The sequence below is a fragment of the Paraburkholderia atlantica genome (genome assembly GCF_000092885.1).
GTDB lineage: Bacteria > Pseudomonadota > Gammaproteobacteria > Burkholderiales > Burkholderiaceae > Paraburkholderia > Paraburkholderia atlantica.
Window position 1 is genome coordinate 2,420,558 of the sequence record NC_014118.1, and the last position, 12,948, is coordinate 2,433,505.

Below are 12,948 nucleotides of genomic sequence, written 5' to 3' on the forward strand. Positions count from 1 at the left end.
GTCCTTATTCAACGAAGGTGGTAGCGCTGGCGCGTTCATCGTCGCTGGCGTCGCTGGTGTCGCGGGCGGCGCGGCGCTTCGCGAGCCAGCCGTGCACCATGCCGAAGATCACCGGCACGAACACGAGCGTCGAAAGCGTGCCGATGGCGAGGCCGCCGATCACGGCGCGCCCGAGCGGCGCGTTCTGTTCGCCGCCGTCACCGAGACCGAGCGCCATCGGCAACATGCCGATCAGCATCGCGAGCGCCGTCATCAGCACCGGGCGAAAGCGATTGAAGCCCGCGTCGAGCGCGGCGGCGAGCGGCGCCATACCGGCGGCGAGCGACTCGCGCGCTGTGTTGATGACGAGAATGCTGTTGGCCGTCGCGATACCCATGCACAGGATCGTGCCCGTCAGCGCTGGCACGCTGAGCGTGGTTTGCGTGACGAACAACATCCACGCGATACCGGCCAGAGAGCCCGGCAGACCGCTGACGATGATCAGCGGATCGAGCCACGACTGGAAATTCACGACCATCAGCAGGTAGACGAGCGCGATCGCGAACACGAGGCCCGCGGCGAGGCCGCTGAACGACGTGTTCATCGACTGCACCTGGCCGCGCACCACGATCGACGAGCCGGGCGGCAACTGCGCGCGTGCGGCATCGACGAGGCGGTTCACGTCCGAGGCGACGCCGCCGAGGTCGCGCCCTTGCGTTGACGCAAAGATGTCGAGCACCGGCTGCACGTTGTAGTGCGAGACGACGGCCTGCTGCGCACTTCGCGAGACGGTTCCCAGCATGCCCAACTGGTTCTGCGGCTTGACCGACGCCGATGGCGTGGTCAACGGAACATTGGCGAGCGTTTGCAGCGAGTGGATGTCGTATTGCGGCACCTCCGCAATCAGCGGATAGCTGACGCCGTTGCTCGGATCGAGCCAGAAGTTTGGCGAGGTCTGCGAGCTGCCGGACAGCGCGATCAGCAGGTTCTGGGCAACGTCGTGCTGCGTGAGGCCGGCTTGCATGGCCTTGGTGCGATCGACGTTCACGTTGATCGTCGGCTCATCGCCGGGCTGCTGGATGCGTGCATCGACGAGCCCGCGCACGCCGCGCATCTGATCGAGCAGGCGGTTGGCAACCTGTCGGTCCTGCGCGAGCTTGTTGCCGACGATCTGCACGTCGATCGGCGCGGGCAGGCCGAAGTTCAGTATCTGGCTCACGATGTCGGCGGGCAGGAACGCGAAGGTCACGCCCGGAAACGCCGTGTCGAGCACATTGCGCAGCTTCGCCACATATTGCGCGGTGGGTTTGTGCTTCGGCGCGAGCGTGACGAGGATGTCCGAGTCTTCGGGGCCGATGGGGTCCGACGAATCGTAAGTGAGGTTGATGCCACTGACCGGCACGCCGATGTTATCGAGCACCGCGGCCTGTTCCGCCGGCGGAATGACGCTGCGGATTTTCGCTTCGACTTCATCGGTGATGCGGGCCGTTTCCTCGATGCGGGTGCCCGTGGGCGCGCGCAAATGCAGTCGGATCTCGCCGGTATCGACTGCCGGGAAGAAGTCGCGCCCCGTGAACGGCAACAACCCCAGCGAGCCCAGACAGAGCGCGAGCCACAGTGCGACGAACCGCCAGCGCTTCGCGATGGCTGCCTGCAAGACCGTGCGATAGCGGTTGCGCAGGGCCTCGAAGCGCTTTTCGAAGCCCGCCTGGAAGCGCGTCAACGCACCGCCTATGCCGCGCGCGGGTGCGGTGTTCCGCGAGCGCGCGCGCAGCAGATACATCGCGAGCGTGGGAATCAGTGTGCGCGAGAAGAAGTACGAGGCACACATCGCGAACACCACCGCTTCAGCCAGTGGCACGAACAGATAACGCGCGACGCCGGAAAGCAGAAACATCGGCACGAAGACGATGCAGATCGACAGGGTCGAGACGAAGGTCGGCACCGCGATTTCGCCGGAGCCGTTAAGGATCGCGTCGTGCAGCGGCGCACCGCGTTCGAGATGGTGCGTAATGTTCTCGATCGCGACCGTGGCGTCGTCGACGAGGATGCCGACGGCGAGCGCGAGGCCGCCGAGCGTCATGATGTTGATGGTTTCGCCGAGCGCCGCAAGCGCGATGAGCGAGGTCAGCACGGCAAGCGGAATCGTCACGGCAATGATGAGCGTGGCTCGCCAGCTGCCGAGAAACAGCAGGATCATGGCGGCGGTCAGACCCGCCGCAATTAGCGCCTCGCGCACGACACCCGTGATCGCGGATTTGACGAACACCGACTGATCGCCGAGCGGCGCGATCTTCAACGCATGCGGCAGACCCGCCGCGATCTTCGGCAGCATGGCCTTGACCTGGCCGATGATCGTGAGCGTCGAGGCGCTGCCGGTTTTCTCCACGGTGAGAAGCGCCGCGCGCTTGCCGTCGGCGCGCACGATATTGGTTTGCGGCGCGTAACCGTCGATCACGTGTGCGACATCGCGCACGTACACCAAACCGCCGCTGACGGTCTTGATTGGCAGATCGTTGAGCGCGGCCACCGTTTGCGTGCTGCCATTCATTTCGACGTTGTACTCGCGCGAACCGATCTTCGCGGTGCCGCCCGGCAGGATCAGATTCTGCGCGTTCACCGCGTTGACGACGTCGATGGGCGCGAGCCCCTTCGCCTGAAGCGCCTTCGGGTCGAGTTGCACCATGATCTGCCGGATCTTGCCGCCATAGGGCAGCGGCACGGCTGCGCCTTGCACCGTCGCAAGCTGCGTGCGAATGAAGCTGTTGCCGAGATCGTAAAGCGTCTGCTCGGGCAAGGTCGTGCTCGACAGCCCCAATTGCAGCACCGGCACGGTCGATGCGTTGTACGTGATGATGTTCGGCGGCAAGGTGCCCGGCGGCAGGATGCGCAGTATCGACGCGGCATTCGAGGCCGCCTCGGCAATCGCGCGGTTGATGTCCGCGCCCGGATGAAAGAACACCTTCACGACCGAAACGCCGTTCAGCGACTGCGATTCGATGTGTTCGATGTCGTCCACGTCCGAAGTCAGCGCGCGCTCATAGTTCGAGGTGATGCGATGAGCCATGTCTTCGGCCGAGAAGCCGTTATAGCTCCAGACAATGCTGACCACCGGAATGTTGATGTTCGGAAAGATGTCCGTGGGCGTGCGCATGATTGCGAGCGGGCCGACGATGAAAAGCAGCACGGCGAGGACGATGAACGTGTAGGGCCGCTTGAGAGCCAGTTTGACGATCCACATGACTTGTCCGGTTTGAGGCAGGGAGAACCGCGCTCGACGCGACGGGGTTGACGCCAGTATCGGGATGACGCGCTGACCCGTTGCTGACCTCGACATTACGGATTCGTCATCTATGGATGTGCCGCCCAGATAACGAACTCGTAATCAACAGGTCAGCTTTAGGTCAGCGCTGCGCGACCAGAATGCAGTCAACCTTCGCGACATCGCCGAGGGCGGCTGAAGCGGCATCGCTTCCGATGCGGCGGCCATTCATTGAGAGGTGAACATCATGAAAGCACTCGTTTCCACAATGCTCGTTGCCTGCGCGTTGGCTGTACCGGTTGCCGCGTTCGCACAGACCGCCACGGCGCCGGTAACACGCGCCCAGGTATTGGCTGACCTGGAGCGTCTGGAGCAGGCAGGTTATCGGTCTGTGGCCTCGGATCCGACCTATCCCGCCGACATCCAGCATGCCGAGGCGATCGTCGCGCACGAGCATGCTCAAACGGCACTGCCGGGAGGTTCCGCGGTGGGCGGCGTGTCGATGAAGGGCAGCTCGGATTCCGGCGCGCCGGTGGTGGCGTACGCTGGCGAGCGTTCGATATATGCAGGGCACTGACGGTGGGGGCGCGGCGCGTCTGGCTATGGGGCCAGCCGCCGCGGTCGTCATCGGTGGCAGAGCGACCGGACCGGAGCGGCGGCTTCGTCGGACCGATGGGCGCAATCATCATGGGCTTCATCGCCGGCGCGTTTTGCTACTGGGGCGTGAATGGCGTCAAGCGCCTGCTTGGCATGGACGATTCGCTCGACGTGTTCGCCGTGCACTGTATCGGCGGCATTGCGGGCGCATTGCTCACCGGCGTGTTCGCCTCGCCGAAGCTGGGCGGCACTGGCGTCTATGACTTAGCCTGGCTGGCGCACATAGTAGATGTCCCATTCTGCTTCGCCCGTACGTATGAAGCCATAACGCTGGTAAAAGCGGTTTGAATCACTGCCGCGTAATGCACCGAGGCGGATTGGCATGCGTTGCACGTCGGCGGTCGCGAATACTTCCTGCAAGACGGCCGCGCCAATTCCTTTTCCTTGGTGCTCCGGCAGAATGTAAAGGTGGTCCAGGAGCCAGTGGTCTTCCTGCGGGCGAATCAGGATAAAACCTGACTGAACACCATCGACCTCTATGAATCGACACAGCGCGGGATCGAACGACGCGAGGAAGCGCTCGCGAGCACGTTGCGGATCGAAACGACCGATCCGCTCCAAGCTCTCGCGCATCGCGGCGATACGAATGGCTACGAGTGTATCTGCATCCGATTGGGTTGTATTGCTGAAGGCGATGTTCACTGGGAGCGGTTCCTGATCAAAGGATTGTCGCGGAAAAGCGTATCTCTTCTGTTGACTTGACTCGATTCTTGACGATTTTCGCGCTGGTGTCGAAGGTCCGCTCCTGGCCTAGCACCGGCCCCCGGCCGAGCTTGACGATTGTCCGAGCCGCGCGTTTCATGCAAAAGGTATGACTCATCCCACTCCGGACTCTCAACGTTCCACAAAACGGACGTTCGATCTCCCGGATCCGCATGATTACCCACGCGGTTATACGCCTTCGAAGGTCATGCGGATCACCTCCCGCACGGCGTCAAGGGAAGCGCCAGGCTTCAGCGCGGTCTCGAAGATGCTGAAATGCTGCCCGTTGATTTCTCTTAGCTTCCGAAAACTCTGCTTCGGGCCCAGGTACCAGTTGCGGCGGACAGCAAAGTAGTCCTCAAGCAAAACGAACAAAAGCCAGTGAAGACGGAAGTTGCCCTCCACGTCCCCTTTCGCTGCTCTCTCAAGCATCTTCTCTGCCCAGATTTTTCTTACTTCTAACTCGGGGATTGGCACATCCTCAGGCCCTGCGTCAAAGAGCGTCTTCACACCATCAAGAACCTTGTCGCCAAAACCGTTCTGCTGGAAAAGTACTCGCCCGCCGTTGATCCTGATCCAACTTGGATCGGCTTCGTCATTCGATGTGTGTACGAATAGATCGAGAAACAGACCATTCCATCGCGACGCGACGCGCTGGCGGTCACCGGTATTTCGAAAGGCAATTACGTCAATATCGCTCGTAGCCTCCCAATCGTCACGTGCACGGGAACCATAGAGAATCGCAGTGTGGCACCCGTATGTTAGACGCAGGTCTGCGGCAAGAGATTCGATCAACTCGTCGTTAGTCATTTTCTACCGGCACGTGTTGGAGATGTCACGATAGTCGCGGACTTTGGCGGCGATGCGGACGACGGCCCTCGGCCGACTAGCGCCCGACGGCCGAGCGCGGCGATCGCATCGGGTCACGCAGTCCATGCAAACGGCATGACACGACCGGAGGCCCTCTCTTGGCTGTTCCGACCGCGGACATTGGATCATGTGTCGCCGGCCGAATTGTTCAGGAATAGTTTCTGATTAAACTACTCCACCGTGCTTTCAATGGAGGACGACGTGGCGAGTGTTCACATCGATGTACTACCGCGTGCAATTTTAACGGCACGCCTGAAACTTGTACCGGCATGTGAGCAGTTCACGCATGAGTTGCGGGAATACTCCATTGAAAATCGCGCTCACCTGCAGCCTTGGGAGCCGCTTAGAGCCGAAAGCTTCTTCGAAACCAAATCAATTCGCCGACGGCTGTCCATGATGGCGCACAACAACAACTCAGGAGTCGCGGTGCATCTACTCCTATTTTCGCCTGGAACCGGCGAACTAGTCGGTGAATGCAACTTCACCAACATCGTGCGCGGTCCCTTTCAGGCATGTCATCTTGGGTTTTCGCTTGCAAAACGGTGTGAGGGACAAGGTCTGATGCGCGAGGCATTGACCGCTGCGATCACCTATATCTTTGACGAAATCGGACTGCACAGGATAATGGCGAATTTCAGGCCAGAAAATGTTCGTAGCGAACAACTATTGAAACGGCTAGGGTTTGAGCGTGAAGGCTTGGCTCGGTCCTATCTAAGGATCAATGGGGTATGGGCGGACCACGTGCTCACATCGCTAATCAACCAAATTCCAGAACGTTGAACCAGTCTTGCAGCATTCGCTCCGACCTTTCTATCTCGTCAGACCTGGGCTCGCGGCGCCGTCAGAAGGGCGGAAATAAGTTGAGTCTACCGAAAAACGGCCCAACGGATCTTCATCGTCAGCGATCCATTTCGTCACGTCCGGGCCGCAGTCGCCGGTCGTCGGCTCAGGCGCACGGAATATCCAACAGGGTCCGGATCCGCTTTCCCATCTCGAACGCGCGAATCTCGTAGCCAAGTTCTCGGTACAGATTGACCGCCTGTTCGTTAAACTCCCAAACGGCTAGTCTGATATCGGTGGCACCCTGCTTCCGTGCCCACTCTTCTGCGAGTTTAATAAGAGAGCTGCCGACCCCGCGTCCTCTGATATGTTCTGAAACTGCGATGGAGCCGATGCGACCAACGACCATCGGCTGCAATAGCGGGCTTATCGGCTTCACCACCTGAATCGTAATGAAACCGACGGCTTTGCTGCCAAGCTCTGCAAGGAACGTCGCTCGATCTTCTCCTTGGAGGCTGGAGAGCCAGTGCGGCTCGTCGCGGCTGAATTTTGTGGTGGCATCTGCGTAGATGTCGGGGCGTGCTAAGTGATGGCTCGCATTCAAGATTTGACCCAATTCGCAGATTGTCAAAACGTCTTCGATGATCGCGCGTCGATAGCTTATCGGGTAAGTCATCGTCAGCCCTGAGCGGAGAAATAAAAAAGGCGCCTTAGGCGCTTTGATCGTCGCATACGGAGTTTGACCGGCGAGGTCGCATTCGATGCTGCCGACATAACGAACCACGGCGCAACAGTTTGCGACGGTGAACATGAAGACTGAATCGATACGTTACGGAGTTCCCTGTGGCCGATATTGGCTGATCAAATTTAATTTGTGAACCGATCGACGTGTCTCGGCGGCCAAGCTGACTTTGGGGGGCGCCTCAGTGCGACCCACAGCGACGTGCGGACTGCCTGTAAGAAGACCGATACGCGATAGGGGCGTCAGGCGCTCCACGCCGCATTTTGCAAGACGAGCCGATAGCCATCAGGATCCTCGAATGTTCGACCCGACACGTCCCAGTAAGGATTGAACGACTTTACGCAAACAAATTCATTTTCGACAAGGCGATCACACATCGCACTCCACCCTTGTCGATCCGGTATGTAAAACACCAGCAAGTCCTCACTCGTTGGGCGAGGCATCACGGGATTTTCGCTGCAATGGGTGAACTCAAAATGATAGTCCATCCCGGGACTTCCAAGCATCACGCCGTCGAATCCCTGATGATCCTGAAATCTGGCCAGCACGGCCAGACCAAGCGCTGAGCAATACATGCGTTCAGTACGGGCAAGCTCGGAAACGGGCCGAGCGACTCTGAGATGCATTTTCATCGAATAGGTATCGTGGAGATCGTTGCAAAGGTAGCAAACATCGGCTTGCAACACAAAGCCGAGCGACAATCCGGGCCGAAGGATGTCCATCTGAAGGCCGAACCGCTTACACCTGCTTTGTGAGTGGCCGGCGAGGAATTCGGTAAACGCAGGATGTGTACTTTGGCGTCGCGCGGGTTTCCACGATGACGCCGCCTAACGATTCGGCAATGGGCCGGCTGGGGCAGTTCTCTTCAGCGACCGGATAGGTGAAGCTTGCACAGCCAATGGTTCGCGTTGCCCATTGCGCCGGGTTGATTCAATCTGGATTTCTGTCGGCCGGTGCAGCATCTCACGTTTTCCGTCGAGGTTTGTCTATATCCACCAATAATCGACGAATCAGAAACATGTGTCGAAGGACTCTTCATGCCGGACCATCGCCCGATGCGGGCAGCAGTCGCCGGCCAAGGAAGGCAACTTAGCCGCCCACGATGACAAACTTCGGCATTGGCACGCAAGCCAATTCCAGTCCCCGCGTGGTGCGGTACGTTGAAACTGAATCGCCCGACCAACCACAATTACGATAGAACGGTGCCGCGTTCAGCGTCGCATCGAGCCGCATTGCGTCAAGGCCGTGATCGGCGGCCAACGCCTGAAGAAAATCCAGCATCTTGCGTCCAATACCGCGACCCATATGAGACGGTCGGACGAAGATCGCGTCGATTTGCCCGCTTGCGAGCGTAAGCATCCCTGTTCCGACAACCGATCCCCGATCGACGGCGACATAGAAGTCACGTTCCACAACGCTAACCCATTTGTCGCTTGGCGAGCCATCGACCCACGCCGACAGGGTCGCTCTGCGATAGTGCTTAGCGCACGCAGCATTTACCGACGTTTTACGGATATCCCACGCGTCGAACGCGTCGTCGCACTTCGCTTTTCGTATCGTCAGCACGCAACGCTCCTTGATTCGAGCGGCCCACACGGCCCCGTCATGATTCGCGGGGCCGTTGGCGAAGGCTGTATAGCTCGTCCATTTGTTATGGGCTCTTACGCTAGCCGCTTCAATTCCCGCAACGACAAACCATGCATGATCCGGCTCCTGTTTTTTTTGGTGCGGCTCGATTCCACTAAACTTGTTCATGCCGGCGGTGTTCGCACCATGACTCTACGCCGCCGTTCGGCTTGAACAGAGGATGGCTAGCTATCCAATTACCAAAACTAGCAAGAAAGGCTGACTAGAGGAAGCAATCTAAAGCGACGTTCTGTGCATAGAGAACGCCCCGGTATTTTTGGTGCGCGAAATCCCCAATGCGATGCATTTAGGGAATTATTTATAAGGTCGTTGCGCCAGGGTAGTGAATTTCCGAAAGCTGGACCTTCAGATTTTCCTGGCCAACGTTTTCATATCGGCTGCCGCCCGTCGATGCTAGTCATTTGATATACAAAGCAATCTTCATCAACCGGGGAGCAATGCCGCTTTACCTTCCAAAGCCCGAGCGACGCGTTGGCCTGAAACGAGTGCAGGCACCAATACGGCGCATTGGCGTAGCGCGGCCTGGAAGCAAAAATAGTTTGCTGTCATCAAACAAATTTTGACACCGTTTTTTTACTGATATCTTTAGTTACAGATATGAAACGTGATGACAGAAAAAGCGCGGCCCCTCTTGTGATGGGAAGCAAGATTAGAGCGCTGCGCAAGCGACTCCAGCGTACCCTGGACGAAACTGCAACGGCGGCGGGAATCTCGAAGCCGTTCCTTTCTCAGGTCGAGCGAGGGCACGCGACGCCGTCCATTTCGTCATTGGCCGGTATTGCGCAAGCGCTTGGAGTAACCATGCAGTACTTCGTCGAAACGCCAACCGAAGCGAAATCGGTGCGGCGTGCAGACGAAAGGCAGTACTTCAGCTTTGCCGACTCGGCGAATCAGTTTGCTCGCCTCACCAACGCAGCGGTCGGTAGGCAGCTGGACGCGATTCTCGTCCGAATGCCTGCAGGTCAGCCGCCGTCGGAAGTGACGACACATGCTGGAGAGGAGTTTCTCTATGTTCTCAGCGGTCAGATATCGCTGAGCCTGGAGGGCTGTACGTTTGTGCTTGATCCAGGTGACAGCGCACACTTCGAGTCGACGGTTCCCCACGGCTGGGCCAATGCGGCTAGCGAAGAAACCGTGATTGTCTGGGTAGGTTCGCCGAGACTGTTTTAAGCATTGGTAGCTTCGCTGCGTTCGCGGCGAATCTCCGTTTCATACATTTTTCAGTCGGAAATGTATGAATCTATGTCGATTGCATCGTGATCCATCGATTCCTTGCGAACGATGGATAGGGATTGGTTTTGCCTGAAATTTCTAATAACCGCGTTAAGTACATTTTCGTCTCCTATTTGATTTTCACCGAAATGGATGAAGGGTGACTTCGGTTGTGCGCATAGTCGGTGGTATGCGGGGGTCATGAAGTAACGGGGCGGTCTCGGACGGGTGCCGCACGGGGGAAAGTGCCAAAGGTGTTCTCTGGCATGTCGACTTGGGTCAATGACACACGAAGGGAAAAAATGAAACTCACGGTTTTGGGATCTGCCATACGGAAAATAGTGTGGGCAGAGATTGCGCTGACAGCTGCGCTTGGGACCACGGCGTTCGCACAGGTTCAGCCGGCAGCAACCGCGGCGGCGACGAAAACTGACACAGCCTCCGCTCAGAAAGATGGGCAAGACGCGAATGCGACGGCCGCCGCACCGACCGCAGCATCGGGCGCTTCGGCGGGCACCTCCTCGGTCAAGCAGTTGCAGAAGTTCGAGGTGACAGGTTCGCTGATTCGCAGCGCAGACAAACAAGGCCGCACTGAGGTTCAGGTCATCACCGCGAAGGAAATCCAGCAAAGCGGCTACACGACCGTGGCCGACTTCCTGCGCGGCACGGCCGTCAACTCCGCAAGCAGTTGGTCCCAATCGACGGCTTCGAGCTCGGCCCCCGGTGGCGCAGGCCTTGCACTGCGCGGCCTCAGCGAAAAGTACACGCTCGTGCTCATCGACGGGCAGCGTGTGGCCAACTACGCGCAACCCGTCAACTTCACCGACACGTTCTTCGACATCAACACGATCCCGATGAACATCGTGGAGCGCATTGAAATCGTGAAGACGGGCGCCGTGTCCGTGTATGGTTCCGACGCGATCGCGGGTGTCGTGAACATCATCACGAAGAAGAACTTCGAGGGCTTGCAGCTCGACGCCCTGCTCGGCAAGGCGCAGCATCCCGGCAACGCTGAGGGCACCTTCAGCATCCTGGGCGGTGTCGGCAACCTGACTTCCGACCGCTGGAACATCACGGCGGCCGCAAGCTACTATCGTGACAGCGGCTCGACGCTCGCCGACCGCGACATGACCAAAAACCAGGACTTCACGCAGTTCCCGGGCGGTAACGCGGCGCCGCTAGGTCCGAATCAGCAGTCGTACTGGCAGCTCGCGGACGGTACCCATCAGGCGTTCAATCCGTGTCCGCCGGGCAGCAACGCGGCGGCGACGGGCGGCCAGTCGTGTACGTACAACGTGGCGAACAGCACGTCGCTGATCCCGTCAACGACACGCCTGAACGCAAAGGTGCGCGGCACTTTCAAGATTGACGACACCACCGAAGCCTACGCGGGTTTCTGGGCGAGCCGCAATGAAACCGTGCAGTTGAACGGTCCGGCGTCGCTCAGCAGCACGACGAACGTGTTCGACCCGTCGACGGGCTCGGTTTCGCCGGTCCCGCGCACCGTCTCGGCTTCGAACCCGTTCAACCCGTTCGGCGTTCCTACGCTGATCAACCTGACGTTCCCAGACAACACACGAGTCACCGATACAACCTCGACGTTCCTGATGGCGAACACGGGCGTCAAGGGCTCGTTCGACACACAGAAGTTCGGCGCCTGGGATTGGTCGGCGGAGTACGCCCATTCGCAAAGCACCGTCGCAAGCACCTTCAGCAACCAGCTAAATGTGGCCGGCCTCGAGAACATGCTCGCGAACGGCACCTACAACTTCTCGAACCCGAGTTCCACGCCAAATGGCCTGAACGGCGTGTTCCAGGATGACAACCAGCTGTCGATCACGAAGCTTGACCAGGTGCTCGCGAGGGCCTCGACGACCAGCCTATTCACGCTGCCGGCAGGCGGTGTGGGCTTCGGTGTCGGCACTGAGTTCCGTCACGAGTCGACCGTCATCAACTCGCAGACCTATGCGACGCAAGGCATCACGGCACCTGCGAACGTGCAAACCGTGGACGGCGAGCGTAACGTCGCGGCCGCCTTCTATCAGATCGACATTCCGATCATCCGCAACCTGACGTTTACGCAGTCGGGCCGTTACGACCACTACAGCGATTTCGGCGGCGCCTTCTCGCCGAGCTTCGCGCTACGCTTTCAGCCGGTTCGCATGCTGACGACGTACGCATCGTACAGCCGTGGATTCCGCGCGCCGACGCCGGTCGAGAACTCGCAATCGGTCTATCTTGGCCACCAGAACCTGGTGGACCCGAACGATCCGAGCGGCACGCCCACGAAGCATTTCACGACGGAGCAGACGACCGGCAACCCGAACCTGCAGCCTGAGCACACGAAGAACTACAACATCGGCTTTACGCTGTCGCCGGACGCGACGACGGACTTCGGTGCGGCCTTCTACAAGGTGCACATCGACAGCGTCATCGGCACGCCCGATCCGAACGCGATCATGCAAGCGAACGATCCCAATATGGTCGTGCGTAACCCGGACGGCACCGTTCGCTACATCAAAATGCCGTTCCAGAACCTGGGCTCGCTCGATACGGACGGTTTCGATCTCGATTTCCGCAAGAGCGTAGGCACGAAGTACGGCACGTTCACGCTGTCGGGAGACTGGGCCTACGTCTGGCACTTCAAGCTGAAGGGCGGCGGCGTGACTCAAGACTTCGCGGGCAACAACCTGGCGCTGCTGCAGCCGTTCGGCGCGAGCAACCCGCGCTGGAAGGGCAATACGAGCCTGAGCTGGGATTACCGCCAACTGACCACCACGCTCACGTGGCAGTACACGGGCCCCTACACGAACGCGGTTGCGGCCGAGTTCGGCGATGGCGGCACGCTGTCGGTTGCCTCGTACAGCCAGTTCAACCTGGTGGCTACCTATCGCGGCTTCAAGCACTGGACCATTTATGGCGGTATCCAGAACCTGTTCGACAGGAAGCCGCCGTTCGACGTCGAATGGCAGTCGACTCCTGACATCACGGGTTACGACCAATCGCTGTACACGAACCTGGGCCGCTTCTTCCAGGTGGGTGCGACTTATCGTTTCTGATCGCGGCAGGCCGGCGCCCGACCGTGCGACGCACGGTC

At 59.3% G+C, this 12,948-nt stretch carries 10 protein-coding genes and 1 pseudogene; 5 read left to right on the plus strand and 6 right to left on the minus strand.

What is annotated here, in order from left to right; all coding sequences use genetic code 11:
- Positions 1-4: 4 nt before the first annotated feature.
- A complete protein-coding gene (locus BC1002_RS26835) occupies positions 5-3,220 on the minus strand; it encodes an efflux RND transporter permease subunit (protein WP_013093135.1) in 3,216 nt (1,071 codons plus the stop codon).
- 268 nt (positions 3,221-3,488) lie between these two features.
- Here BC1002_RS26835 and BC1002_RS26840 point away from each other — a divergent pair, with 268 nt between their 5' ends.
- Complete coding sequence (locus tag BC1002_RS26840) at positions 3,489-3,818, plus strand: DUF4148 domain-containing protein (RefSeq protein ID WP_013093136.1); 330 nt, start codon at positions 3,489-3,491, stop codon at positions 3,816-3,818.
- 74 nt (positions 3,819-3,892) lie between these two features.
- A pseudogene (locus BC1002_RS26845) lies at positions 3,893-4,102 on the plus strand (ammonium transporter); the annotation flags it as partial.
- On the opposite strand, the gene BC1002_RS36715 reads toward BC1002_RS26845, so the two are convergent.
- Both BC1002_RS36715 and BC1002_RS26855 read right to left on the minus strand, forming a co-directional pair.
- The gene (locus BC1002_RS36715) at positions 4,103-4,540 is read right to left on the minus strand and encodes a GNAT family N-acetyltransferase (protein ID WP_013093137.1); all 438 of its coding nucleotides are present in this window, start codon (positions 4,538-4,540) and stop codon (positions 4,103-4,105) included.
- A gap of 249 nt (positions 4,541-4,789) precedes the next feature.
- Entirely contained in the window at positions 4,790-5,410 is a 621-nt protein-coding gene (locus tag BC1002_RS26855) for a nucleotidyltransferase domain-containing protein (protein ID WP_013093139.1), read from the minus strand.
- A 249-nt stretch (positions 5,411-5,659) separates the two neighbouring features.
- Here BC1002_RS26855 and BC1002_RS26860 point away from each other — a divergent pair, with 249 nt between their 5' ends.
- Positions 5,660-6,250 (plus strand): GNAT family N-acetyltransferase, encoded by a 591-nt coding sequence (locus tag BC1002_RS26860; protein WP_049870266.1) that lies wholly within the window; start codon positions 5,660-5,662, stop codon positions 6,248-6,250.
- Positions 6,251-6,416: 166 nt separating this feature from the next.
- Here BC1002_RS26860 and BC1002_RS26865 read toward each other — a convergent pair whose 3' ends face one another.
- From BC1002_RS26865 to BC1002_RS26875, 3 genes are all read right to left on the minus strand, one after another.
- Positions 6,417-7,061 carry a GNAT family N-acetyltransferase gene (locus tag BC1002_RS26865; RefSeq protein WP_013093141.1) on the minus strand — a complete coding sequence of 215 codons (645 nt, stop codon included), beginning with the start codon at positions 7,059-7,061 and terminating at the stop codon, positions 6,417-6,419.
- Between the two features lie 173 nt (positions 7,062-7,234).
- Positions 7,235-7,714, minus strand: a complete 480-nt coding sequence (locus BC1002_RS26870) for a VOC family protein (protein ID WP_013093142.1) — start codon at positions 7,712-7,714, stop codon at positions 7,235-7,237.
- Positions 7,715-8,081: 367 nt separating this feature from the next.
- The gene (locus BC1002_RS26875) at positions 8,082-8,558 is read right to left on the minus strand and encodes a GNAT family N-acetyltransferase (RefSeq protein ID WP_049870291.1); all 477 of its coding nucleotides are present in this window, start codon (positions 8,556-8,558) and stop codon (positions 8,082-8,084) included.
- A gap of 678 nt (positions 8,559-9,236) precedes the next feature.
- Between BC1002_RS26875 and BC1002_RS26880 the strand changes: the two genes are divergently transcribed.
- Together BC1002_RS26880 and BC1002_RS26885 are read left to right on the plus strand one after the other, a co-directional pair.
- Complete coding sequence (locus BC1002_RS26880) at positions 9,237-9,809, plus strand: helix-turn-helix domain-containing protein (protein ID WP_013093144.1); 573 nt, start codon at positions 9,237-9,239, stop codon at positions 9,807-9,809.
- Between the two features lie 344 nt (positions 9,810-10,153).
- The gene (locus tag BC1002_RS26885; protein WP_013093145.1) at positions 10,154-12,910 is read left to right on the plus strand and encodes a TonB-dependent receptor plug domain-containing protein; all 2,757 of its coding nucleotides are present in this window, start codon (positions 10,154-10,156) and stop codon (positions 12,908-12,910) included.
- Positions 12,911-12,948: the final 38 nt, after the last annotated feature.

Coding starts and splice junctions, on each gene's coding strand:
- BC1002_RS26835 (WP_013093135.1), bottom strand. CDS start 3,220: ATGTGGATCGTCAAACTGGCTCTCAAGCGGCCCTACACGTTCATCGTC.
- BC1002_RS26840 (WP_013093136.1), top strand. CDS start 3,489: ATGAAAGCACTCGTTTCCACAATGCTCGTTGCCTGCGCGTTGGCTGTA.
- BC1002_RS26855 (WP_013093139.1), bottom strand. CDS start 5,410: ATGACTAACGACGAGTTGATCGAATCTCTTGCCGCAGACCTGCGTCTA.
- BC1002_RS26860 (WP_049870266.1), top strand. CDS start 5,660: ATGGAGGACGACGTGGCGAGTGTTCACATCGATGTACTACCGCGTGCA.
- BC1002_RS26865 (WP_013093141.1), bottom strand. CDS start 7,061: ATGTTCACCGTCGCAAACTGTTGCGCCGTGGTTCGTTATGTCGGCAGC.
- BC1002_RS26870 (WP_013093142.1), bottom strand. CDS start 7,714: ATGGACATCCTTCGGCCCGGATTGTCGCTCGGCTTTGTGTTGCAAGCC.
- BC1002_RS26880 (WP_013093144.1), top strand. CDS start 9,237: ATGAAACGTGATGACAGAAAAAGCGCGGCCCCTCTTGTGATGGGAAGC.
- BC1002_RS26885 (WP_013093145.1), top strand. CDS start 10,154: ATGAAACTCACGGTTTTGGGATCTGCCATACGGAAAATAGTGTGGGCA.